18 protein-coding genes and 1 tRNA gene are annotated in these 23,765 nt (G+C 72.2%); 8 read left to right on the forward strand and 11 right to left on the reverse strand.

Annotated features, from left to right (window positions below; all coding sequences use genetic code 11):
• Positions 1–133: 133 nt before the first annotated feature.
• From ABZU53_RS03220 to argS, 5 genes are all read right to left on the reverse strand, one after another.
• On the reverse strand, positions 134–3,424 hold the full coding sequence (locus ABZU53_RS03220) for an efflux RND transporter permease subunit (protein ID WP_355063568.1): 3,291 nt from the start codon (positions 3,422–3,424) through the stop codon (positions 134–136).
• A 118-nt stretch (positions 3,425–3,542) separates the two neighbouring features.
• Entirely contained in the window at positions 3,543–4,592 is a 1,050-nt protein-coding gene (gene thrC, locus ABZU53_RS03225) for a threonine synthase (protein ID WP_355063569.1), read from the reverse strand.
• 135 nt (positions 4,593–4,727) lie between these two features.
• Positions 4,728–6,038 carry a homoserine dehydrogenase gene (locus tag ABZU53_RS03230; protein WP_355063788.1) on the reverse strand — a complete coding sequence of 437 codons (1,311 nt, stop codon included), beginning with the start codon at positions 6,036–6,038 and terminating at the stop codon, positions 4,728–4,730.
• 8 nt (positions 6,039–6,046) lie between these two features.
• Positions 6,047–7,432 carry a diaminopimelate decarboxylase gene (gene lysA / locus ABZU53_RS03235; RefSeq protein WP_355063571.1) on the reverse strand — a complete coding sequence of 462 codons (1,386 nt, stop codon included), beginning with the start codon at positions 7,430–7,432 and terminating at the stop codon, positions 6,047–6,049.
• A 1-nt stretch (position 7,433) separates the two neighbouring features.
• Positions 7,434–9,104, reverse strand: a complete 1,671-nt coding sequence (gene argS / locus ABZU53_RS03240) for an arginine--tRNA ligase (RefSeq protein WP_355063573.1) — start codon at positions 9,102–9,104, stop codon at positions 7,434–7,436.
• Between the two features lie 98 nt (positions 9,105–9,202).
• On the opposite strand from argS, the gene ABZU53_RS03245 reads away from it, so the two are divergent.
• From ABZU53_RS03245 to ABZU53_RS03260, 4 genes are all read left to right on the forward strand, one after another.
• Positions 9,203–10,003 (forward strand): DUF3105 domain-containing protein, encoded by an 801-nt coding sequence (locus ABZU53_RS03245; RefSeq protein WP_354859289.1) that lies wholly within the window; start codon positions 9,203–9,205, stop codon positions 10,001–10,003.
• An 8-nt stretch (positions 10,004–10,011) separates the two neighbouring features.
• Positions 10,012–10,680 (forward strand): DUF305 domain-containing protein, encoded by a 669-nt coding sequence (locus ABZU53_RS03250; RefSeq protein WP_355063575.1) that lies wholly within the window; start codon positions 10,012–10,014, stop codon positions 10,678–10,680.
• 375 nt (positions 10,681–11,055) lie between these two features.
• Complete coding sequence (locus ABZU53_RS03255; RefSeq protein ID WP_266245768.1) at positions 11,056–11,748, forward strand: winged helix-turn-helix domain-containing protein; 693 nt, start codon at positions 11,056–11,058, stop codon at positions 11,746–11,748.
• A gap of 92 nt (positions 11,749–11,840) precedes the next feature.
• Positions 11,841–11,912 (forward strand) — tRNA-Arg (locus ABZU53_RS03260).
• A 231-nt stretch (positions 11,913–12,143) separates the two neighbouring features.
• Here the strand turns inward: ABZU53_RS03260 and ABZU53_RS03265 are convergent.
• The 4 genes from ABZU53_RS03265 to ABZU53_RS03280 all read right to left on the reverse strand — a co-directional run bounded on the left by ABZU53_RS03265 (position 12,144) and on the right by ABZU53_RS03280 (position 17,628).
• On the reverse strand, positions 12,144–14,525 hold the full coding sequence (locus ABZU53_RS03265) for an excinuclease ABC subunit UvrA (RefSeq protein ID WP_355063576.1): 2,382 nt from the start codon (positions 14,523–14,525) through the stop codon (positions 12,144–12,146).
• Between the two features lie 85 nt (positions 14,526–14,610).
• Complete coding sequence (locus ABZU53_RS03270; protein ID WP_234585913.1) at positions 14,611–15,060, reverse strand: helix-turn-helix transcriptional regulator; 450 nt, start codon at positions 15,058–15,060, stop codon at positions 14,611–14,613.
• A gap of 94 nt (positions 15,061–15,154) precedes the next feature.
• Positions 15,155–16,114 carry an ATP-dependent DNA ligase gene (locus ABZU53_RS03275; RefSeq protein ID WP_355063578.1) on the reverse strand — a complete coding sequence of 320 codons (960 nt, stop codon included), beginning with the start codon at positions 16,112–16,114 and terminating at the stop codon, positions 15,155–15,157.
• Positions 16,111–17,628: an MFS transporter gene (locus tag ABZU53_RS03280; protein ID WP_355063580.1), complete on the reverse strand. Its 1,518-nt coding sequence runs from the start codon at positions 17,626–17,628 to the stop codon at positions 16,111–16,113. The genes ABZU53_RS03275 and ABZU53_RS03280 overlap by 4 nt, the downstream gene beginning before the upstream one ends.
• 75 nt (positions 17,629–17,703) lie before the next feature.
• Here ABZU53_RS03280 and ABZU53_RS03285 point away from each other — a divergent pair, with 75 nt between their 5' ends.
• From ABZU53_RS03285 to ABZU53_RS03295, 3 genes are all read left to right on the forward strand, one after another.
• Entirely contained in the window at positions 17,704–18,138 is a 435-nt protein-coding gene (locus ABZU53_RS03285; RefSeq protein WP_354859241.1) for a helix-turn-helix domain-containing protein, read from the forward strand.
• A gap of 100 nt (positions 18,139–18,238) precedes the next feature.
• Positions 18,239–18,826 (forward strand): helix-turn-helix domain-containing protein, encoded by a 588-nt coding sequence (locus ABZU53_RS03290; protein WP_354859238.1) that lies wholly within the window; start codon positions 18,239–18,241, stop codon positions 18,824–18,826.
• A complete protein-coding gene (locus ABZU53_RS03295) occupies positions 18,826–21,036 on the forward strand; it encodes an MMPL family transporter (RefSeq protein ID WP_355063582.1) in 2,211 nt (736 codons plus the stop codon). The genes ABZU53_RS03290 and ABZU53_RS03295 overlap by 1 nt, the downstream gene beginning before the upstream one ends.
• Positions 21,037–21,094: 58 nt before the next feature.
• On the opposite strand, the gene ABZU53_RS03300 is transcribed toward ABZU53_RS03295, so the two are convergent.
• On the reverse strand, positions 21,095–22,351 hold the full coding sequence (locus ABZU53_RS03300) for an erythromycin esterase family protein (protein ID WP_354860477.1): 1,257 nt from the start codon (positions 22,349–22,351) through the stop codon (positions 21,095–21,097).
• Between the two features lie 100 nt (positions 22,352–22,451).
• On the opposite strand from ABZU53_RS03300, the gene ABZU53_RS03305 reads away from it, so the two are divergent.
• Positions 22,452–22,643: a DUF2795 domain-containing protein gene (locus ABZU53_RS03305; RefSeq protein ID WP_354860441.1), complete on the forward strand. Its 192-nt coding sequence runs from the start codon at positions 22,452–22,454 to the stop codon at positions 22,641–22,643.
• Between the two features lie 8 nt (positions 22,644–22,651).
• Here ABZU53_RS03305 and erm read toward each other — a convergent pair whose 3' ends face one another.
• Complete coding sequence (erm, locus tag ABZU53_RS03310) at positions 22,652–23,449, reverse strand: ErmE/ErmH/ErmO/ErmR family 23S rRNA (adenine(2058)-N(6))-methyltransferase (protein WP_355063584.1); 798 nt, start codon at positions 23,447–23,449, stop codon at positions 22,652–22,654.
• Between the last annotated feature and the right edge of the window lie 316 nt (positions 23,450–23,765).

Raw genomic sequence — 23,765 nt, forward strand, 5'->3', positions numbered from 1 at the left:
ACCATGCCTACCTGGAGTATGCAAGATGTAACGCAAAGTGCAGCACCCGTCGGCCGATCGGAGTGTCCGCGGCGGCGCAGCAGAACGCCCCCGGCAGGCGAGCCTGCCGGGGGCGTTCCGGGTTGTCGTCCGACTACTCGGTCGGCTCGGACGGGGGCAGCGGCGAGGTGCGGCTGCGGGGCAGCCGCAGCACCTCGAACTGGTCCGTGCCGTCCACCAGCGCGCCCGATGGGGCGGGGCGTGCCGCCGCCGGCTGCGTGCCGTCGGCCGGCGTCGACACCGGTGCGCCCGTCGGCACGGCCACCTGGTTCGGGCCGTCCGGCTCGACGCCCTCCGACCCGGTCGGCCCGGTCACCGCCGGGTCACCGGATCGCCGCCGACGACGACGCTCCCGCAGCGACTCCTTGGTGCGCTCCACCATCGTGTAGAGCGTCGGCACCAGGATCAGCGTCAACAGCGTCGAGCTGAGCAGGCCACCGATCACCACGACCGCCAGGGGCTGCGAGATGAAGCCGCCCTCGCCGGTCAACCCGAGGGCCATCGGCAGCAACGCGAAGATCGTCGCGACCGCGGTCATCAGGATCGGGCGCAGCCGACGCCGGCCACCCTCGACCACCGCCTCCCGGATCCCCATGCCCTGCGCCCGGTACTGGTTGATCAGATCGAGCAGCACGATCGCGTTGGTCACCACGATGCCGACGAGCATCAGCACACCGATCAGCGCCGGCACGCCCAGCGGCGTCCCGGTGGCCAGCAGCAGACCGATCGCGCCGGTCGACGCGAACGGGATGGAGATCAGCAGGATCAACGCCTGGGTGAGGCTCCGGAACGTGGCCACCATGATCAGGAACACGATCGCGATGGCGGCCAGCACCGCCAGGCCCAGGTCGCCGAAGGCATCCGCCTGATCGGCGCTGACCCCACCGATGGTGAAGCTCGCCCCCGGCACGTCGATGCCGTCGAGCCGCTTCTGCAGCTCCTTGGTGGTCGCACCCAGGTTCGAGCCGGTCGCGGCGCCGGTCACCGAGACGCTGCGCTCACCGTCGATCCGCGTGACCTGCTGCGGCCCCTCGGCCTGGGTGACGTCCGCGATGTCGTCCAGCTTCACCGGCCCGACCGGAAGGGCCCGCAGCTCCTCCAGCGACACCGGGGCGGCGGCGCTCAGCCGCAGCACCACGTTCTGCTGGCGGCCGTCGAGCGCCACCTGCCCCAGCGGAGCGCCACGGAACGCCTGCGACACGAGCTGACCCACGGCGGCCTCGGTGAGGCCGACCCGGCCGGCGGCGACCCGGTCGACGGTCACGTCGACCCTCGGCACCCGCTCGGCGAGGCTCGTGGTGACGTCCTCGACGTCCGGGACACCGGCCATCGCCGTCCGGGCCGCCTCGGCGGCGCGGGTCAGCACCTCCGGGTCACTGGCCTGGACGACCACCTCCAGCTGGCTGGTCGACGCGTCCTGGCCACCGCCGAAGCTGACCTCACCCAGGCTGGTGCCGATCTTGTCAAACTCCCGGCGCAGCTCCTCACGGACCTGCTTGGCGTCGGTGTCGCCGTCGAGAGCCAACGACCAGCTCGCAACGTTGTTGCCCCCGCCGCCCGCCCACGGGTTGTCGCCGCCACCGGCGGTCACCTGGTAGGTCTCGACCCCGCCGACCCTCCCGAGGACCGCCTCGACCTGCTTCGCCGCCGCGTCGGTGGCGGCCAGGCCACTGCCGGCCGGCAGCTCCTGCCGGAAGCTGAGCGTGTCCTGACCGGAGTCGTCCAGGAAGTTCGTCTCCAGCTTCTGCGCCAACCCGAAGGTGCCGAAGAGCACCAGCAGGCCGAGCCCGACGGTGATCCAGCGGGTCGACCGCTTGCGGGTGGCGAACCCGATCACCGGCAGGTACGCCCGCTGCAACGGGCTGCGCAGCTCCTTCTCCTCGGCGTCGCGGCGCACCGCGTCGTCGTCGACGGTGCCGCCGCGCGGCTTGAGGAACCAGTACGCCAGCACCGGGATCACCGTCAGCGAGACGAGCAGCGAGGCGAGCAGCGCCACCGTCACCGTGATCGCGAACGGCGCGAAGAGCTGCCCGACGAACCCGCCGACCAGCGCGATCGGCGCGAACACCGCCACCGTCGTGAGCGTGGACGCGGTCACCGCGCCAGCCACCTCGCGGACGCCGGTGATGATCGCCTGGCGCTTCTCCTCGCCGTACTCCAGGTGTCGTTTGATGTTCTCCAACACCACGATCGAGTCGTCCACCACCCGGCCGACCGCGATGGTCAACGCGCCGAGGGTGAGCAGGTTGAGCGAGTAGTCGCCGATCCACAGGGCGAGCAGCGCCACCAGCACGGAGAGCGGGATGGAGACCGCGGTGACCACTGTCGAACGCACCGACAGCAGGAAGACCAGGATGACGATGACCGCCATCAGCAGGCCCAGCAGGCCCTCGGTGGTCAACGACTTGATCGACTTCTCCACGAACGGCGCCTGGTCGAAGACCACCGTCAGCTCCGCGCCGGACGCGTCCTTCAGCTCGGCCAGCCGGTCCTGGATCTCGTGGGAGATCTCCACCGCGTTGCCGTCCGGCGCCGCGGTGACGGCGATGCCGAGGCTGTCCTTGCCGTTGGTCCGGGTGATCGCGGTCGCCGGGGCGAGCTGCTGCTCGACCGTCGCCACGTCACCGAGACGAACCGGTGCCGCGCCGGGCGCGATGATGATGCCGCGCAGGTCGTCCAAAGTCGCGACCGGCGTCCCGACCTGCACCGGAAGGGCCAGGCCGCCGTCGGTCACCGCACCGGCCGGCACCGACACGCCGTTGGTCTTCAACGCCGCGCCGATCGCGGTCGGCTGGACCTTCGCCGCCGCCAGCTTCGCCGGATCCGGGGTGACCACCACGACGTCGTCGCGGGTCCCGGTCACCTCGACCGTGCGGACTCCCTCGATGCCCTCCAGCTCCGGCACCACCGTCGCGCGCAGCTTCTCGGCGAGCGCCCGCTCGTCGGCGCCGCCGGCCGCGGCCAGCACCACCGCCGGCAGGTCGTCGGTGCTCCCCGCGATGACCTGCGGGTCGACGCTCTCCGGCAGCTGGGCGTCGATCCGGCTCAGCGCGGTCTGCATCTTGTTGACCACGTCGTCCAGGTCGGTGCCGAACTCGTACTGCACCTGGATCGTGGCCGACCCCTCGCGGGACGTGGAGGTGACCTTGTCCAGCCCGGGGAGGCCCTGCAGGGCGTTCTCGATCGGCTCGGTCACCTGCGACTCGACGATCTCGGGACCGGCACCGGGGTAGGGCGCCACGATGAACGCGGCCGGGAACTCGAGCGACGGCAGCAGTTGCTGCTTCAGCGACGGCACGGCGAACGCTCCGAACGCCGTAATCACCACCGCGATGAGGGCGACCAGCCCTCGGTTGGCGAGGCTGAATCTGGCGAGCAGCGACATCGGCCTGGCTCACTCCTGAAAGAGAATGCGGGCGGGGATAGGTGAAAGTGTGCCGGACTCGATCACCTGGACCCCCGCCGCCCCCAGGGGCGGCCCACCGCCGTGGGCTGTGCCGCTCTCAGGCCAGGTCGAGGGCGCGGGCCGCGGCCAGCGGATCGTTGCCGATGGTCACCGGGGCGGGCGCGGTGGAGATCGCCCACTCCGGGTCCTTCAACCCGTGACCGGTCACCGTGCAGACCACCGTCGAGCCGGCCGGAACCACGCCCGCCGCGGCCTGCTGGAGCAGGCCTGCCACGCTGGCCGCGCTGCCGAGCTCGACGAAGACCCCCACCTCGCGGGCGAGCAGCCGGTACGCGGAGAGGATCTCCCGGTCGGTCACCGCCGCGATCAGGCCACCGGAGGCGTCCCGGGCGTCGAGCGCCTTGGTCCAGCTCGCCGGGTTGCCGATCCGGATGGCGGTGGCGATTGTCGACGGCTCCGGCACCACCTGGCCGGTCACGATCGGCGCCGCACCGGACGCCTGGAAGCCGTACATCTTCGGCGCCCGCGTGGTGGCGCCGGCGGCGTGCTCCTCCGAATATCCCATCCAGTACGCGGAGATGTTGCCGGCGTTACCGACGGGCAGGCAGTGGATGTCGGGGGCGTCGCCGAGCGCCTCGACGATCTCGAAGGCGGCGGTCTTCTGGCCGTGCAGCCGGTCGATGTTGACCGAGTTGACAAGCGCGACCGGGTGATCCTGGGCCAGCTTGGCGGCGAGCGCGAGGCAGTCGTCGAAGTTGCCGCTGACCTGGAGCAGCTTCGCCCCGTGCACAAGCGCCTGGGCCAGCTTGCCCAGCGCGATCTTGCCCTGCGGGACCAGCACCGCGCAGGTCAGCCCGGCCCGTGCCGCATACGCCGCGGCGGAGGCGCTGGTGTTGCCGGTGGAGGCGCAGATGATCGCCTTGTTGCCGGCCTCGACCGCCTTGGAGACCGCGAGGGTCATCCCCCGGTCCTTGAAGGAGCCGGTCGGGTTGGCGCCCTCCACCTTCAGGTAGACGTCGCAGCCGAGCCGGGCCGAGAGCACGGGCGCCGGCAGCAGCGGAGTGTCCCCCTCGTGCAACGTGACGACCGGCGTGGCCGCGGTGACCGGCAGCCGATCCCGGTACGCCTCGATCAGACCCCGCCACATGTCGCTCTCCTCGCCTCTACCCCTGCACCGACCCGAGCATCAGGCCACCCTGGACCACCCTGCCGCAGCCATCGATGGCACACCCCGGGTTACCCACCTGGCGGGACGGGCGAGCCGCCCCGGTGGCTCAACGACTCAGGCGCCGCCCTCGACCCGCAGCACACTCGTCACCGACCGGACGATGTCCAGGCCGCGCAGCTCGGCCACTGTCGCGGCGAGCGCGGCGTCCGGCGCCACGTGGGTGACGATGACCAGCTCGGCGTCGCCGTCCCGGCCGGGCGCCCCGCCCGCCGAGCCCTGTCGTACGGTCGCGATCGACACGTCGTGCCGGGCGAAGACGCCCGCCACCGCGGCCAGCACACCGGGACGGTCGGCCACGTCCAGGCTCACGTGGTAGCGGGTCAGCGCCTCGCCCATCGGCCGCACCGCCAGGGCCGCGTACGCGCTCTCGCTGGCCGCGCGCACCCCGGCGAGCCGGTTGCGGGACACCGCCACCACGTCGCCGAGCACGGCGCTGGCGGTCGGCGCGCCACCCGCGCCCCGGCCGTAGAACATCAGTTGCCCGGCCGCGTCCGCCTCGACGAAGACCGCGTTGAACGCGTCGCCGACGCTGGCCAGCGGGTGACTGCGCGGAATCATCGCCGGGTGGACGCGGACACTGACCGTCTCCTGACCGGCCGCGTCGACGCCCCGCGCCGCGATGCAGAGCAGCTTGATCGTGCAGCCCATCGCCTGGGCGCTGGCCATGTCCGCGGCGGTCACGTCGGTGATGCCCTCGCGGTGCACGTCGGCGGCGCCGACCCGGGTGTGGAACGCCAGCGAGGCGAGGATGGCCGCCTTCGCCGCCGCGTCGAAGCCCTCGACGTCGGCGGTCGGGTCGGCCTCCGCGTACCCCAGGGCGGTGGCCTGCTCCAGAGCCTCCGCGAACCCGGCGCCGGTCGCGTCCATCGCGGAGAGGATGAAGTTGGTGGTGCCGTTGACGATGCCGGTGACCCGGTTGATCCGATCACCGTGCAGCGACTCGCGCAGCGGGCGCAGCAGCGGGATCGCGCCGGCCACCGACGCCTCGTAGTAGAGGTCTCCACCGCCCTCGGCCGCCGCCTCGTGCAGGGCCACCCCGTCCTCGGCGAGCAGCGCCTTGTTGGCGGTGACCACGCTCTTGCCGGCACGCAGCGCCTCGACCAGCCAGCCCCGGGCCGGCTCGATGCCGCCGACCACCTCGATCACCACGTCGACGTCGTCCCGTTTGATCAGGCCGAGCGCGTCGGTGGTGAACAGGGCCTCGTCGACCGGCAGGTCACCGCGGTCGCGGCCGAGCCGGCGGACGGCGATACCGGCGATCTCCAGTGGAGCGCCGATGCGGGCGGCCAGGTCGGCCGACTGCTCGTGCAGCAGCCGGACCACCTCCTGGCCGACCGTGCCGCAGCCGAGCAGTGCCAAGCGCACAGGTGACGTCATCCCACATCCAATGCCAGCAGATCGTCTTCGGTCTCCCGCCGGACGATCAGACGCGCCTGGCCGTCACGCACCGCCACGACCGGCGGTCGGGGTACGTGGTTGTAGTTGCTGGCCATGCTCCGGCAGTAGGCGCCGGTGCCGGGCACTGCGACAAGATCTCCGGGCTGCACGTCGGCGGGCAGGAATTCATCCTTCACCACGATGTCCCCGGACTCACAGTGCTTTCCCACCACGCGGGCGAGCAACGGCTGGGCGCTCGACGCCCGGGAGGCCAGCGTCGCCGAGTAGGACGCGTCGTAGAGCGCGGTGCGGATGTTGTCGCTCATCCCGCCGTCGACGCTGACGTACGTGCGGATGCCGTCGAGGTCCTTGACCGTGCCGACCTCGTAGAGGGTGAACACGGCCGGCCCGACGATGGCCCGTCCCGGCTCGATCGACAGGTGCGGCACGGCCAGGTTCTCCGCCGCGCACTCCGAGTCGACGATCTTGCGCAGCCGCTTGGCCAGGTCCTGTGGGGTGGCCGGGTCGTCCTGGGTCGTGTACGCGATGCCGAACCCACCGCCCAGGTCCAGCTCGGGCAGCTCCACCCCGCGCGCGTCGCGGATCTGCGCCTGCAGGGCGAGCACCCGGCGGGCCGAGACCTCGAAGCCGCTGGCGTCGAAGATCTGCGAGCCGATGTGCGAGTGCAGACCGCGCAGCTCCAGCACACCCTCGTCGAGGATCTTGAACGCGGCCGCGGCGGCCATTCCGCCGGCCAGCGAGAAGCCGAACTTCTGGTCCTCGTGGGCGGTGGCGATGAACTCGTGGGTGTGCGCCTCGACGCCGACCGTGACCCGGACCAGCACCCGGGGCCGGACCCCGCGCTCGCGGGCCAGCGCGGTCAGCCGGTCGATCTCGGTGAACGAGTCGACGATGATCCGCCCCACCCCGGCGTCCAGCGCCCGGGACAGCTCGGCCGCCGACTTGTTGTTGCCGTGGAAGCCGATCCGCTCCGGCGGCATCCCCGCCGAGAGCGCGGTGGCCAGCTCGCCGCCGGTGCAGACGTCCAGGTACAGGCCCTCCTCGGCGATCATCCGGACCACCGCGCGGCAGAGGAACGCCTTGCCCGCGTAGAAGACGTCCTCGGTCGGGAAGGCCGCCCGGAAGTCGCGGCAGCGCGAGCGCAGGTCGGCCTCGTCGAGGACGTACACCGGGGTGCCGAACTCGGCCGCGATGTCGCGGACGCTCAGGCCCGCGACGGCGACCGCGCCGTCCGCGCCGCGCGTCACGCTGCGCGGCCACAGCGCCGGCACGAGGGCGTTGACGTCGGCCGGGGTACGCAGCCAGGCCGGCCCCTGGTTGCTGATGTCCGCGTGCAGCGCACCAGCCTCATGAGCCCTCATGTCACATCCTCTCGGGTGCGGAGACGCCGAGCAGGTGCAGGCCGTTGGCGATCACGGTGCGGGTGGCGTTGTTGAGCCAGAGCCGGGCGCGGTGCAGGTCGGTGACCTCCTCGTCGCCCATCGGCAGCACCCGGCAGTTGTCGTAGAACCGGTGGAAGGACGCCGCGACGCTCTCCTCCAGGTAGCGGGCCACCCGGTGCGGCTCGCGCAGCTCCGCCGCGGTGGCCACCACCGCCGGGAACTCGGCGAGCGCCTTGAGTAGCTCGTTCTCCTTCTCGTGGTCGAGCAGCTCGGGGCGGAACGCGTCGGCGTCACCCGGAACCACCAGCCCCACCTCGGCGGCGTTGCGGGCCACGCCCGCCGTCCGGGCGGCGACGTACTGCACGTAGTAGACCGGGTTGTCGCGGCTCGCCCGGGTCCACAGCTCGATGTCGATGTCGATGGGCGAGTCGCTGGAGTAGCGGGCCAGCGCGTACCGGGAGGCGTCCACGCCGATGGCGTCGACCAGGTCCTCCAGGGTGATCACGGTGCCGGCCCGCTTGCTCATCCGCATCGGGGCGCCGTCGCGCAGCAGGTTGACCAGCTGGCCGATGAGGATCTCCAGGTTGCGCTCCGGGTCGTCGCCGAAGCACGCCGCCATCGCCTTCATCCGGCCGATGTAGCCGTGGTGGTCGGCGCCCAGCATGATCACGACCCGCTCGAAGCCGCGCTCCCGCTTGTCCAGGTAGTAGGCGCAGTCCGCGGCGAAGTACGTCCACTCGCCGTTGGACTTGCGCAGCACCCGGTCCTTGTCGTCACCGAAGTCGGTGGTGCGCAGCCAGGTCGCGCCCTCGGACTCGTAGACCCGGCCCTGCTCGCGCAGCCGGGCCAGCGCGAGGTCCAGCTCGCCCCGGTCGTGCAGGTCCTTCTCGTTGAAGTAGGTGTCGAACTCCACCCCGAAGTCGCGCAGCGACGAGCGGATCTCGTCGAACATCAGCGCGACGCCCTCGACCCGGAACACCTCCTGGGCGGCGGCGTCGTCCAGGCCGAGCACCTCGGGCCGGCGGGCCTGCACCTCGGCGGCGATCTCGGCGATGTACGCGCCGCCGTAGCCGTCCTCCGGCGCGGGCTCGCCCTTGGCGGCGGCGAGCAGCGAGCGGGCGAACCTGTCGATCTGCGAACCGGCGTCGTTGAAGTAGTACTCCGTGCCGACGTCGGCGCCGGTGGCCCGCAGCAGCCGGCTCAGCGCGTCACCGACGGCCGCCCAGCGGACCCCGCCGATGTGCACCGGGCCGGTCGGGTTCGCCGAGACGAACTCCAAGTTGATCTTCTCGCCGGCGAGCCGGTCGCTGCGGCCGTACTCCGCGCCGGCCTCGACGATCACCCGGGCGAGCTGGCCGGCGGCGGCGGCGTCCAGCCGGATGTTCAGAAAGCCCGGCCCGGCGATCTCCACCGACTTGATCCCCGGCGCCCGGCCCAGCTCGTCGGCCAGGGCGGTGGCCAGCTCGCGCGGCGGGACGCCCACCTTCTTGCTCAACTGCAGAGCGAGCGTGGAGGCGTAGTCGCCGTGCTCGGGGTTGCGCGGTCGCTCCACCACCGTGCGCTCCGGCAGCGCGGCGTGATCCAGACCACGGTCGGTGAAGACGGCGTGGGCGGCGGTGAGGACGACCGAGGCTAGTTCTGCAGGAGTCACCCAACCATGTTATCGGGGGTAGACTCGGGCACTCGGCGGCTCCCCTGCGCGTCATCCGGCCCGCCACCTCCCCTGACCGACCGACTTGACGAGGCACGATGAGCATCAGCACCCCGGGTGGCCCTGAGCGCCGCCCGACCGTGGTCAGCACCGGCAAGAAGCCGGCCGCGGGCCGGCCGGCGTCCGGCGCCAAGGCCGGTTCCGGCAAGCCGGCGGGCTCCCCCCGGGCGGGTGGCAAGGGCCCCCGCAAGCCCGTCAGCCCGGTCAAGGTGAGTCAGGGCCGGGCCTGGGGCCCGATCGCGCTCTTCGTCGCCGTCGGCGTCCTCGCGGCCGGCATCATCGGCTACGGCGCCTGGGCGTCGTTCCAGGGCTCCAAGCCGTGGGACAAGAAGGCCAACGCCATCGACGGCATCGTCAACATCCGCAAGACCGACAAGACGAGCCTCGACTACGAGTCCCACAAGTCGGGCCCGCTGACCTACAAGTACTCGCCGCCGGTGGGCGGGGTGCACAACGCGGCCTGGCAGAACTGCATGGGTGACGTCTACGACGCCCCGATCGCCAACGAGCACGCGGTGCACAGCCTGGAGCACGGCGCGGTGTGGATCACCTACCGCCCGGACCTGCCGAAGGACCAGGTCGACAAGCTCGCCGGCAAGGTGCGTGGCGTCGAGAAGATGCTGATGAGCCCGTACGAGGGTCTGGACAAGCCGATCTCGCTCCAGGCGTGGGGCTACCAGCTCAAGGTCGACAACGCCGACGACAAGCGGATCGACGAGTTCATCAAGGACCTGCGGGTGAACGCCTCCGTCGAGGGCCCGACCGCGCTGTGCAACACGGGTATCACCGCCACCGGCACCACGCCGCGTGACCTCCAGCAGCAGCCCCCGACCCAGTAAGGACGGCGATGACAGCCCCCGCTACCACCGACACCGAGCACGACGACGTCGTGGCCGCCCCGGACGAGGGCGGCCCGGCACCGGCGCGGCGCTACGGCGTCGCGGCGCTCGCCATCATGGTGGTGGTGGGCCTGCTGCTCGGGTACGCCGGCGGCCTGCTCACCCCTCGCCTCACCCGGCCCGGTGACTCCTCGGTCGAGGCGGGTTTCGCGCGGGACATGACCACCCACCACGCCCAGGCCGTGGAGATGAGTCTGATCGCGTACCGGTCGGCGACGCTGCCCGAGGTGCGGCAGATCGCCGTCGACATCGCCACCGGTCAGCAGGGCGAGATCGGCGCCATGCAGACCTGGCTGCGCGAGTGGCAGCTGAGCCCGACCGGGTCGCAGCCGCCGATGTCGTGGATGTCCGACGGGGCCGCGGTCAAGGACGGGCTGATGCCGGGCATGGCCACCCCGCAGCAGATGGCCTCGTTGCGCGACGCCAAGGGCATCGAGGTGGACCGGCAGTTCCTGGCCCTGATGTACAACCACCACCTCGGCGGGATCCACATGATCGACGCGGCGCTCGCGGAGACCGACAACGCCGAGGTGGTACGCGTGGCCCAGACCATGAAGGCCACCCAGCAGTCCGAGCTGAACAACCTCCGGCAGCTCCAGGCGCAGGCCAAGGGCTGATCCTCCGCACGGGACACCGGGCCCGCGTTCCCGCCACTCATCGGCGGGACGCGGGCCCGCGTCATGTCCGGCACCGGACCGCCCCGTCCTGGGCACGGCGGGCACCCGCCTCTCGACCCGCATGATCCACACCAGGTCGGCGAGGTGGCGGTATCCAGGCGTTCGGACACCGCCACATCGGCGACCTGGCGCCGGACGCGACGAGTCGAAGGCGACCGGCGCCGCGCCCGCCGGCCGTACCCGCAGCTCCCGCACCCCTGTCGACCCACACTCGCCCCTTGTGGGCGTTTTGCGTCAGACAGGCGATTACGTTGCTTAGAGAGTTTTCTCCGCACATATCGTGACCAGTTGTGATTCGTGCTCGTTGCCCAAGACGTGGGGGTTGCACTCAGAGACGCACGGCGCTCGGTCACCAGTTGGTGCCGACGCCACACCATCGGCGGTGACGGGGCGGTGGCAGCCGTCCGTCGCGGACAGCGGCAGGGCGAGCCGGGAACGCTCAGCCGCGAACAGGAACTCGAACTGATCGACACACTCCGGGGCGTTCACCCCGACGAGTTCGGCCTGGACGAGGAGCTGTGGACGCGGCAGAGCCTCACCACGCTCATCCAGCGCCGGTTCGACCTCCCGCTGGACGCGGGAGCGGTCGGGGCGTACCTGCGGGCCTGGGGGTTGGGTCCGCGGGAACCGCGCGAGCGGGCCTGCGGGCTCTGCGTCAGCGCGGTCGAGCGCTGGGTACGCAGCGAGTACCCGGCGATCACCCGGACGGCCCAGGAGCATCTGGCCGAGGTCTACTGGATCGGCCGGGTGCGGCTGCGGGGCACGATGCCGGCGGCCGACGTGATCTCCGCCGTGTCGTCCCGGGGCCGGGTGCGCTTCATGATCACCACACCGACTGTCGACCCGCCGCTCCCCCGCGACTTCGTGCTGCGGCTCAGCGGCGAGGAGCAGCGCACGGTGCACCTGATCGTGGACGGGTCCTGGCCGCGCAACGAGTGGCCGCGCCGGCTGCCCCGACGGATCGTCCTGCACCCGCTGCCCAGTTGCGGGCGGGCGATCGCGGCCTGAGCACCGGGTGGGCCGGTCACCGACACGACCGGCTCACCCGATACCGATTCGGCGTACGCCCAGGAGGTTTGCTAGTCTTCTCCAGTCGCTGAGCCCCCGTAGCTCAGGGGATAGAGCACCGCCCTCCGGAGGCGGGGGCGCAGGTTCGAATCCTGCCGGGGGCACAAGCTTTCGCGCTCCATGTCCGCTGAGAAGCGCGGACCTGGGGCGCTTGTCATTTCTGCTCCGGGGCCGAGCCCCGGACCCCACGCCCCGGCGCCGGCTCGCGTCGAACCCCCACCGGCGACGCGCGGTGGATCAAGAACGGCGCCTGCGGGGTTCTCGCCGCCACGGCGGCCCGCCGCCGCCCAACCGACGGCCGGGTAGACAATCGGGCGACGGCGGACGGCACATGATCAGGTGCCGACGTACGCCGCCAGGTGCTCGCCGGTGAGGGTGGAGCGGGCGGCGACGAGATCGGCCGGGGTGCCCTCGAAGACGATCCGGCCGCCGTCGTGGCCGGCGCCCGGGCCGAGGTCGATGATCCAGTCGGCGTGCGCCATGACCGCCTGGTGATGCTCGACGACGATCACCGACTTGCCGGAGTCGACCAGTCGGTCCAGCAGGCCGAGCAGTTGCTCGACGTCGGCGAGGTGCAGGCCGGTGGTCGGCTCGTCCAGGACGTACACGCCGCCTTTCTCGGCCATCCGGGTGGCCAGCTTGAGCCGCTGCCGCTCGCCGCCGGACAGGGTGGTCAGCGGCTGGCCGAGGCTGAGGTAGCCGAGCCCGACGTCGACGAGCCGGTCGAGGATGGCGTGCGCGGCGGGCGTACGCGCCTCACCCGCGGAGAAGAACGCCTCGGCCTCGCGCACCGACATGGCGAGCACCTCGCTGATGTCACGGCCGCCGAACCGGTACTCCAGAACCGACGCCTGGAACCGCCTCCCCTCGCACTCCTCGCAGGTGGCGGCGACACCGGCCATCATCCCCAGGTCGGTGTAGATGACGCCGGCGCCGTTGCAGCCGGGGCAGGCCCCCTCGGAGTTGGCGCTGAACAGGGCCGGCTTCACACCGTTGGCCTTCGCGAACGCCTTGCGGATCGGGTCGAGCAGGCCCGTGTACGTCGCCGGGTTGCTCCGGCGGGAGCCGCGGATCGCGCTCTGGTCGACCGACACCACCCCGTCGCGGTCGGACACCGAGCCGTGGATCAGCGAACTCTTTCCCGAACCGGCCACACCGGTCACCACCACGAGCACGCCGAGCGGGATGTCGACGTCGACGTCGCGCAGGTTGTGGGTGTTCGCGCCCCGCACCTTCAGCACACCCGACGGCGTCCGTACGGATGTCTTCAGGCGTGCCCGGTCGTCCAGGTGCCGCCCGGTCAGCGTGTCGCTGGCGCGCAGCCCGTCGACGGTGCCCTCGAACACCACCTCGCCTCCGGCGGTGCCGGCGCCCGGCCCGAGATCGACGACGTGGTCGGCGATGGCGATCGCCTCCGGCTTGTGCTCCACCACCAGGACGGTGTTGCCCTTGTCCCGCAGGCGCAGCAGCAGGCCGTTCATCCGCGCGATGTCGTGCGGGTGCAGCCCGATCGTCGGTTCGTCGAAGACGTACGTGACGTCGGTGAGCGACGACCCGAGGTGGCGGATCATCTTGGTGCGCTGCGCCTCGCCACCGGAGAGCGTGCCCGAGGGCCGGTCGAGCGACAGGTAGCCCAACCCGATCTCCTCGAACGAGTCGAGGAGGTGTTGCAGCCCGGTGAGCAGCGGCGCCACCGACGGCTCCCTGATGCCCCGGACCCAGGCCGCCAGGTCGCTGATCTGCATCGCGCAGACGTCGGCGATGTTCTTGCCCTCGATCTTCGACGACCGGGCCTCCGCGCTGAGCCGGGTGCCGCCGCAGTCGGGGCAGGTCGTGAACGTCACCGCACGGTCGACGAAGGCGCGGATGTGCGGTTGCAGCGTGTCGATGTCCTTGGCGAGGAACGACTTCTGGATCTGCGGGATGAGGCCGACGTACGTCAGGTTGATGCCGTCGACCTTGATCTTGGTCGGCTCCCGGTGGAGCAGGTCCTGCAACTCCTTCTTCGTGTATTTGCGGATCGGCTTGTCCGGGTCGAAGTAGCCGCAGCCCCGGAAGATCCGGCCGTACCAGCCCTCCATGCTGTAGCCGGGGATCGTGATCGCGCCCTCGTTGAGCGACCTGCTGTCGTCGTACAGCGCCGACAGGTCGAAGTCGGTGACCGCGCCCATGCCCTCGCAGCGCGGACACATGCCGCCGAGACGGTTGAAGGTCGCCTTCTCGGTCTTCGTCCGGCCCGCGCCGCGCTCCACCGTGATCGCGCCGGTCGCCCGGACCGAGGGGACGTTGAAGGAGAACGCGTTCGGCGAGCCGATGTGCGGCTGCCCGAGCCGGCTGAAGAGGATGCGCAGCATCGCGTTGGCGTCGGTGGCGGTGCCGACCGTGGAGCGGGCGTTCGCGCCCATCCGCTCCTGGTCGACGATGATCGCGGTGGTCAGCCCGTCCAGCACGTCGACCTCGGGCCGGGTCAGCGTCGGCATGAAGCCCTGCACGAAGGCGCTGTAGGTCTCGTTGATCATCCGCTGCGACTCGGCCGCGATGGTGCCGAACACCAGCGAGCTCTTGCCGGAGCCGGAGACCCCGGTGAACACCGTCAGTCGGCGCTTCGGAAGCTCGACCGTGACGTCCTTGAGGTTGTTCACGCGCGCGCCCTGCACCCGGATCAGGTCGTGCCGGTCGGCGACGTGCGCCGCGGGCGGGTCCGTGGCCTTGCTCATGGTGTCTCCATCTTCTCGGGCGGGCGGGGCCCCGGGGTCACGGCCGACGCGGCTCGCCGCGCCGACCCGACCCGACCCGTGGCAGTCACGCTAGGGGTGGCGGCGTGACCTGCGCTTCTCGATTCCTGACCGGTCTGGTCACCTGCTTCGCCGTGCACGACGGCAGCCCGGCCGTCGCGAGCGCCGCCTCCCGCCGGTAGGTGCTGGGCGGCACACCGACCAGCTCGGTGAAGCGGGTGCTGAAGGTGCCGAGCGACGAGCAGCCGACCGCGAAACAGACATCGGTGACGCTCAGGTCGCCGCGACGCAGCAGCGCCATGGCGCGCTCCACGCGCCGGGTCATGAGATAGCTGTACGGAGATTCGCCGTAGGCGAGCCGGAACTCCCGACTGAGGTGCCCGGCCGACATGTGGACGCCCCGGGCGAGCGCCTCGACGTCCAACGGCTGCGCGTACTCCCGGTCGATGCGGTCGCGGACGCGGCGCAGCCGCGCGAGATCGCTCAGGCGCTGACTCTCGGCGGATCGGCTGGTCACCTGGAAAATCGTGCCACAGACCCCCGACGACATGGACCGTCGAGGACCGCGCGCCTCCGATGATCGTGCTCGATCAAGGAAACGGCGCGTACCGTCAGCCGGTCTCGCGGCGGGCGCGGGCCCGGCGCTTGCCCTCGTGCATGGCCTGCACCCGGGCCACCGGGATGGTCCGGCCCTCCGCGACGAGGTCGGCGGGGAGCGCCTGCGGCGCCGGCATCAGCGCGACCCACGGGTCGGTCCCGTCGACCAGTGGCGGCACCGTCCGGATGGTGAAGTCCGCCGGGGTCACCTCGGTCAGGTCGGACCAGTCGACCGGGAAGGAGACCGGCATTCCGGGCCGCAGTCGCGGGCTGTACGCGGCCACGACCGTCGCTCCGCCGGCTCGGGTGGCGTCCACGAAGACCTTCCCGCCGCGGTCTTCCTTGATGTACGCCGTGGTGGCCAGCGCCGGGTCCAGCCGCTCGGCGCGGACGGCGAGCGCCCGGGTGGCGGCGGCCAACTCCTCGGCGGTGGGGTCACCAGTCACCGGGACGAAGACGTGCACGCCCTTGGCGCCGCTGGTCTTGACGGCCCCGGCGAGGCCGGCGTCGGCGAGCGCCTGGCGGACCAGCAGGGCGGCGACGACGGCCGCGCGGAACCCGTCGCCCTCGGGCGGGTCCAGGTCGAGCACCAGGTGCGTCGGTCGGTGCAGATCCGCCACGGTGGCCAGCGTCGGGTGGTACTCGACGGCCCGCTGGTTGGCGAACCAGAGCAGGGTGCGCCGGTCGTCGCAGAGGGCGTACGAGATCTCCCGGTGCGACGCCTCGGCCCAGACCGGCACCCGGCGGACCCACTCCGGGGTGTAGCGGGGCAGGTTCTTCTGCATGAACGGCGGCTGGCCGGGGCGGACCCGGATCACCGACAGCGGACGGTCCCGCAGCTGCCCGATGATCGGCTCCCGGACCGCGTCGAGGTAATCGACCAGGTCGCGTTTGGTCGCGTCGTCCCGGTCGGACAGCGGCTGGTCCAGGTTGGTCAGGGCCACGCCGTCGCGGGTCTCGTCAGCCTCACTCACCCGATCACCCTCCCGGCCCCGGCGTCGTCGGTCAACCGGACGCGGCGCTTGGACACCGAACGATTCCGCTGCCCGCCGTCGTCGACCGGCGCTCCGACGTCGGGCCGCTGGCCGGCCGGGCGGCGGGGCAGCGTGCCCAGCGCCACCAGCAACGCGGCGAGCACCAGAGCGGCGGCCACGGCGTACGCGACCCGGTAGCCACCGGCCAGCGCCACCGCCTCGGCCCGACCGGCGGCCCGGAGGCCGTCGCTGCGGGCCGCGGCCAGGGTCGCCAGCGCGGCCAGGCCGACCGCCCCGCCGACCTGCTGGGTGGTGTTGGCCAACCCGGACGCCAGCCCGGCGTCGGCGTCGGTCGCGCCAACCATGGCCAGCGTGGTGACCGCCGGCAGGGTCAGGCCGCCGGCCACGCCGAAGACCACCAGCGCGGGGAGTACGTCGGCGAGGTAGCGACCGTCGGCGGGCAACCGGGCGAGCAGCAGGAAGCCGATGATCGCGAGGCTCAACCCGACCAGCAGCACGCTCCGGGCGCCCCACCGGCCGATCAGCCGACCGGCCAGGCCGAGCGACACCACCGCGATCACCACCGGGGTGGGCAGGAAGGCCCAGCCGGTGGTCGCCGCGTCCAGCCCGAGCACGAGTTGCAGCTCGACGGCGAGCAGGAACTGGAAGCCGAAGTACGCGGCGACCATGAGGAACTGCACCGCGTTGGCCGCGACCAGGCCCGGCACGCGCAGCACCCGCGCCGGCAGCAGCGGAGTCGCCGCCACCCGTTGGCGTACGGCGAAGCCGCCGAGCAGCAGCGCCGCGAGCACCGCCGCACCGAGGGTCCGCGGGCTGGTCCAGCCGTGCTCACCGGTCCCCACGATGCCCAGCACGGCGGCCATCAGGCCGGCGGTGGCCAGCAGGGCGCCGGGCACGTCGAGGCCGGCCCGCAGGCCGATGCCCCGTTCGGCGGGGAGTTGGCGGACGGCGGCGAGCAGGATCGCCGCCCCGATCGGCAGGTTCACCAGGAAGATCGAACGCCAACCGGCCAACTCGGTGAGCACCCCGCCGGCGACCGTGCCGATCGTGGCGCCGGCCGCCCCGGTGAAGCTGAAGACGGCGATGGCGCGGGCCCGCTCGACCGACTCGGGATAGAGCCGGACGATCATCCCGAGGCTGACCGCCATGGCGAGCGCGCCGCCGACGCCCTGGCCGAACCGCGCGCCGACGAGCAGGGCCGGTCCGGTGGCCGTCGCGCAGGCCAGCGAGGCCAGGGTGAACAGCACGACGCCGGCCAGGAAGACCCGACGCCGGCCGAGCAGGTCGCCGAGGCGGCCGGCGAGCAGCAGCAGCCCGCCGAACGCCACCAGGTAGGCGTTGACCACCCAGGCCAGTCCGGCGGCGGTGAAGCCCAGGTCGCGTTGCACGGAGGGCAGGGCCACCGACACGACACTGCCGTCCAGGATGATCATCAGGCTGCCGGCGCAGAGCACGAGCAGGGCCGGCCAGCGGGCCGGGACGGTACGGTCCATCGGATGCCTCCTTGGTGCACGGTTTGTTACCGAGGTCATCGTCTGTGACCATGAGCCGGAGCGGAAGGAGGCACTGTGATGTCCCAGAGGAACAGCGATGTGTCCGCGCAGGTCGAGGCGGAGTTCACCTGCGCCGCCGGGAACGTGCCGTTCACCCCCGGGCAGGCTCGGGCGTGCACCGTCCGCGAGGTGCTGGACCGGGTCGGCGGCAAGTGGAGCATCGGCATCCTGGTGGCCGCGTCGAACGGCCCGGTGCGCTTCACCGAGCTGGAGCGGCACATCGAGGGCATCAGCCGCCGGATGCTCACCCTGACCCTGCGCAACCTGGAGCGCGACGGCCTGCTGCACCGCACGGTCTATCCGACCGTTCCGCCGAAGGTGGAGTACACGGCCACGCCGATGGCGCTGGAGCTGTACGAGTCGCTGGTGGCGCTGACCAGTTGGGCCGAACGGCACCGCCGGGCCATCGCCGAGGCGCGGACCAGGTACGACGCCGAGCGCGCCGGCTAAACCAGACCCCGGTGTGGGGAACGCCACCACGTTCTTCTGACCGATCGGTCAGGGTCTGACCGATCGGTCAGGCATGCTGGTTCACGGAGGTGGACCGGTGATGGCCAGAGCGGTGTCCGAGACGCACGGCGAGATCCTCGCCGCGGCGGCGCGACGGTTCGCGGTGACCGGCTACCGGGGCACCTCGTTGCAGGACATCGCCCGCGAGGTCGGCTGCTCCAAGGCCACCGTGCTCTACCACTTCGCCAACAAGGAAGCCCTGCTCGCCGAGCTGATGGCACCCGCGATCGGCGTGCTGCGCGACCTCGACGACCAGCTCACCGGCCGGACCGGCGCGGCCGCCCAGGAGGTCGCCGCGGCGGGCTTCGTCGACCTCGCGGTCCGGTTCCGGCGGGAGATCGCGGTGCTGCGCGGTGAATTCCCCGAGCTGCTGTGCCAGCCGGCGTTCGCGCACATCCAGGAGATCTCCGACCGGCTGCGCGACGCGTTGGCCGGGCACTCCGATCGTCCGGGCGCCCGGATCGCCGCGCTGGTGCTGCTGGCCGGCATCTCCGAGGCGTGCGCCGAGTTCGCCGACATCCCCGACGACGAACTGCGCGCCGCCCTGCTCGCCCTCGTCCGGCGGGCCGTCGAACCCGTCGACGCACCCCTGACCCATCCACCCACGACCGAGGACAAGGACTCCTGATGGCCACCCTGCTCTACCGGCTCGGCCGGGGCGCGTTTCGCCGGCGACGGCTCGTCGTCGCGCTCTGGCTCGTCGTACTCGTCGGCGCCGGTCTGGCCGCGGCGACCCTGCGCGGCCCGACGGCGAGCAACTTCACCATGCCCGGCACCGAGAGCCAGCGCGCTCTCGACCTGCTCGCCGAGCAGTTCCCGGCGGCCAGCGGCGCGACCGGCACCATCGCGGTCAAGGCACCCGGAGACGGCCAACTCGGCACCCCACAGGGCCAGGCCGTGGTGCAGGAGCTGGTCCAGCAGGCCGGGACGCTGCCCGGCGTGGTCGGCGCGGTCAACCCGCTCCAGGTCGGCGCGGTCTCGCCCGACGGGCGGTACGCGCTGGTCCAGGTCCAGTTCGCCACCGGCGCGGACGAGGTGACCGACGACCAGAAGGCCGCGTACGAGCAGGTCGGCGCGGCGGCGAAGGCACAGGGTTGGCAGGTCGCCCCGGGCGGCGAGGTGCTGGGCGGGGAGCCGGAGATCGGCTCGACCGAGGCGCTCGGCGTCGTGGTCGCCGCGATCGTCCTGATCATCACCTTCGGCTCGCTGGTGGCCGCCGGGATGACCATGCTCAACGCGCTGATCGGCGTGGGCGCCGGCATGGCCGGGCTGTTCGCGCTGAGTGGCGTCGTCCAGTTGACCAGCACGGCGCCGATCCTGGCGCTGATGCTCGGCCTCGCCGTGGGCATCGACTACTCGCTGTTCATCACCTCCCGGCACCGGCAGAACCTGCTCGACGGTCTGCCCCCGGACGAGGCCGTCGGCCGGGCCGTGGGCACCGCCGGCTCCGCCGTTGTCTTCGCGGGCGCCACCGTCGTCATCGCGCTCGCCGGACTGGCCGTGGTGGACATCCCGTTCCTCACCGTGATGGGTCTCGCCGCCGCCGGCACCGTCACCGTGGCCGTGCTCGTCGCCATCACCCTCCAGCCGGCGCTGCTCGGCTTCGCCGGACGCCGGGTTCTCCCCCGCCGGCTGCGCGCCGTCCCCACCGACGAGACGGCCGCCACCGCCAGCGGAGCGGCCAACGAGACGAACGCGGCCACCGAGGACCGGTCCCGCTTCGGCTTCCGCTGGGCGCGGTTCGTCACCCGGTTCCGCGTACCTGTCATCCTGGTCGGCCTGCTCGGCCTGGGGCTGCTCGCGCTGCCCACGCCGGACATGCGGCTGGCGCTGCCGGACGCCTCGACGGCGGCCGTCGGCTCGCCGGCCCGGGTGTCGAACGACCTGATCACCGAGGGCTTCGGCGCGGGCTTCACCGGTCGACTGGCGGTCGTCGTCGCCGGTGACTCGCCGCAGGCCACCTCGGCCGCCGTACCGCAGGTCACCGCGCTGCTCCAGCGCACCGAGAACGTCCTCGCGGTGGCGCCCGCCCAACTCAGCCCGGACGGCCGGACGGCGCTGCTCGGCGTGGTGCCGAAGACCGGCCCGACCGACGAGGCCACCGAGACGGTGGTGCACGACATCCGGGACTCGGTGAGCGGGATCCGCGACGCGGACGTGCTGCTCACCGGCGTCACCGCGATCGGCATCGACGTCTCCGAGAAGCTCTCCGACGCGCTGCCGGTCTACCTGCTGCTGGTGGTCGGGCTCTCGGTCCTGCTGCTGATGCTGGTGTTCCGTTCGCTGCTGGTGCCGGTCAAGGCCGCGCTGGGCTTCCTGCTCACCGTCGCCGCCACGTTCGGCATCACGGTGGCGGTGTTCCAGCAGGGGCACCTCGCCGACCTGGTGGGCCTGGACACGCCCGGTCCGCTGATCAGCTTCCTGCCGATCCTGCTCATCGGCATCCTGTTCGGGCTCGCGATGGACTACGAGGTGTTCCTGGTGTCCCGGATGCGCGAGGACTTCGTGCACGGCGAGACCGCCCGCCAGGCCACGATCAGCGGCATGGGGCACGGCGCCCGCGTGGTCACCGCCGCCGCGTTGATCATGATCTCGGTGTTCGGGGGCTTCGTCTTCCTCGATGACCCGGTGATCAAGTCGATGGGCTTCGCGCTGGCCATCGGCGTGGCCATCGACGCCTTCGTGGTCCGCATGACCATCGTCCCGGCCGTGATGTCCCTGCTCGGTGACCGCGCCTGGTGGCTGCCCCGCTGGCTCTCCCGCGCCCTGCCGAACGTCGACATCGAGGGCGAGGGGCTCCGTACCCACCTGACGACCCAGACCCCCACCCGGGTCTGATCCGTCCCGACCACGAAAGGTGCGGCGCCCGCTCGGGCGCCGCACCTTTCGGCACTGCTCACACGCCGGCCGGGTACGTCTCCATCTCACCGGGCACGGCGGGGACCGCCAGCGGGTGCAGGGCAGTCGTCTCGTCGCACCAGATGAAGGCGTCGTAGCGTTCGCCCAGCCGGGTCGGCACGTAGTTGCCCCAGGACTCGAAGGACGGGTCGTAGACCACCCCGATCGCCCGGTGATCCACGGGTTCGGTGACCCAGCCCGGCTGGTCGTCGCCGCCGAAGACGAGCACCGCCCGCTCCGGCATCAGCTCGTGCAACCGCCGCTCCACCGAACCCTCCCGCGCCGGCGGCACCACCATCGCCTCGGCGGGCGAACCCCACCGGGGAGCGGCGATCACCGTGCCCCGGTAGGTGCCGAACCCGACCAACGCCACCGCGTCGTCGCCGTGCCGCTCGCGGGCCAACTGACCAATGTTGACCATGCCGTCCGCGGCCATGTCGGTGGCCCGCGCGTCGCCCACGTGCGTGTTGTGCGCCCAGACGATCCCGCGGGCGTCCGGGCCGTAGCGTTGCAGCAGCCGGTCCAGGGTGTCCTGCATGTGGGTGTCACGGATGTTCCACGAGTCCGGGCCGCCGGCCACCATCGCCCGGTAGTAACGCTCCGCGCCGGCCACCACCTCCGCGTTCTGCCAGGCCGAGAAGCGGTCCGGGCCGTCCGACATGGCCTGTTCCCGGGTACGCGCCAGCAGCCGGACGACCTCCTCCTCGCAGCGGGCCGAGACGAAGCGGCTGGCCGCGCCGTACTCCTCGACCCGCTTGCCGTACGGCTCGAAGCACCGGTACGCGTCCTGCGCCGCCTCCAACGAGGTCGGGTCCTCCTCCCCCAGGTAGTCGAAGATCGCCTGCATCGACTCCCAGAGGCTGTAGACGTCGAGCCCGTGGAAGCCCGCCCGCCCGTCCTCCGGCCGCTCCAGGTTCCACGCTCGCAGCCAGCGGCAGAAGCGCGCCACCTCGGCGTTCGCCCACATCCAGGTCGGCCACCGCTCGAAGCCCTCCAGCGCCAACTGTGGATCGTGGGCCCCGCCCGGCGCGGCGGTGACCGAGCGGTGCACCCGGTCGCAGTCCGGCCAGTCGCCCTCCACGGCCACGAACGAGAAGCCGCACTCCGCGATCAGCCGACGGGTGAGCTGCTCGCGCAGCCGGTAGTAGTCGTAGCTGCCGTGGGTGGACTCGCCGATCATCACCACCCGGGCGTCCCGGACGCGCTCCAGCAACGGGTCGAAGTCGCTCGGCGCGCCGAGCCGCTGAACCAGCATGGCAGCGGCTACCCGGCGGTCGCGCCGGCAAACCGTCGGCGCGTCGCCCACCGACACGCCGTGCGCGTGTACGGGGGCGGCGAGCGGGTAGCCGACCGGCATGACCGTCACCGGCGTGCAGTTGCAGGAGTACCTGGCCGGGCTCGACTACCCGGTCTCCCGCGAGGACCTCGTCCGTTGGGGGCAGGAGAACGGGGCCAGCACGGCCCTGTTGCAGATGTTGCAGGCGTTGCCGGCCGAACAGTTCGAGTCCCCGGCCGAGCTGAGCGAGGCGCTGATCACCCTCGCCTGACCGGCCGGTCACCGCGCGTGCAGCAGCCGGAACAGCACCAGCCACTGCTCCGGCCAGACGTACCCCACGGGGGTGTCCGACGCGATCCGCGTCGCGCGCAGGGCGGCCGCGACCCGGGCCGGCGGGTGGTGCCGGCGCAGGGTCGCGGCGAGCGAGCCGCCGACGCCCTCGAAACCCCACCCCACGAGCCTTCGGTACGCCGGCAGAGCCGCCACCGGCAGCAGCGGCTCCGGCCGCCGTTCGATGCGCAGGATCCCGGCGTCGACCGCCGGCACCGGCCGGAACGCGGTACGCGGCACCCGCCCCGCCAGCCGCCACCCGAACTCCGGCCAGGTCGAGACGGTGAGCCGGGTCCACCGGCCGTAGTCGCCACTGCGCCGGCGCGCGTACTCCAGCTGGGTGAGCAGGGTCGCGGACCGCAACCGGGGCGCGGCCAGGCACCACCGCACCACGGCGGAGGTCAGCGACCACGGGATGTTGCCGACCACCGCGAACGGTTCCGGTGGCGGCTCGGCGGCCAGGAAGTCCGCCTGCCGGTGCTCCACGTTGGACAGCTCCGCGCAGACGGCGGCCAACGCGCCGCGGACGGCCGGGTCCACCTCGTACGCCGTCAGCCGCCCACACCGGGCCGCGAGCGGACGGGTGAGCTGCCCCCGGCCCGCGCCGACCTCCAGCAGGAGCCCGGCCGGATCGGGGTCGGCGGCGCGGATGACCCGCTGGACGGCCGCACGGTCGACGAGAAAGTTCTGGCTGAGTACGCGACGGGACCGGTCGCGTTCGGTTGATCGAAACGGGCGAGGCGCCACGGGTCGTCGTCCTGTCTGTCGCCGCTCGGCGACGGGCTGGACAGGCAGCCGGAATTGCCGGACCTGTCCGAGTGGATCGGGACTCGGACGGCCCTGGACGATGCGCGGGTACGCGATGACGAGGCGACAGCCTCGTGCCGTGGCGAAGGATCAGCGGCGGCGGGGCGACAGCCCCAGCGCACCGCGAAGTGGACCGATCAGCGGCAGGTCACGTCCCAGCCCGTCAGGGCCGGACGCCGGACACGCGGACGGGACACCAGCAGGGCACCCCAGGCGGCCGACGTACCGACCCCCTCGATCAGGGCATGCGTGAACA

This window comes from Micromonospora sp. NPDC005194, assembly GCF_040608335.1.
Lineage (GTDB): Bacteria > Actinomycetota > Actinomycetes > Mycobacteriales > Micromonosporaceae > Micromonospora.

Coding starts and splice junctions, on each gene's coding strand:
- ABZU53_RS03250 (WP_355063575.1), top strand. CDS start 10,012: ATGACAGCCCCCGCTACCACCGACACCGAGCACGACGACGTCGTGGCC.
- ABZU53_RS03220 (WP_355063568.1), bottom strand. CDS start 3,424: ATGTCGCTGCTCGCCAGATTCAGCCTCGCCAACCGAGGGCTGGTCGCC.
- ABZU53_RS03245 (WP_354859289.1), top strand. CDS start 9,203: ATGAGCATCAGCACCCCGGGTGGCCCTGAGCGCCGCCCGACCGTGGTC.
- ABZU53_RS03265 (WP_355063576.1), bottom strand. CDS start 14,525: ATGAGCAAGGCCACGGACCCGCCCGCGGCGCACGTCGCCGACCGGCAC.
- ABZU53_RS03280 (WP_355063580.1), bottom strand. CDS start 17,628: ATGGACCGTACCGTCCCGGCCCGCTGGCCGGCCCTGCTCGTGCTCTGC.
- ABZU53_RS03290 (WP_354859238.1), top strand. CDS start 18,239: ATGGCCAGAGCGGTGTCCGAGACGCACGGCGAGATCCTCGCCGCGGCG.
- ABZU53_RS03300 (WP_354860477.1), bottom strand. CDS start 22,351: ATGCTGGTTCAGCGGCTCGGCGCGCCGAGCGACTTCGACCCGTTGCTG.
- ABZU53_RS03305 (WP_354860441.1), top strand. CDS start 22,452: ATGACCGTCACCGGCGTGCAGTTGCAGGAGTACCTGGCCGGGCTCGAC.
- thrC (WP_355063569.1), bottom strand. CDS start 4,592: ATGTGGCGGGGTCTGATCGAGGCGTACCGGGATCGGCTGCCGGTCACC.
- ABZU53_RS03295 (WP_355063582.1), top strand. CDS start 18,826: ATGGCCACCCTGCTCTACCGGCTCGGCCGGGGCGCGTTTCGCCGGCGA.
- lysA (WP_355063571.1), bottom strand. CDS start 7,432: ATGAGGGCTCATGAGGCTGGTGCGCTGCACGCGGACATCAGCAACCAG.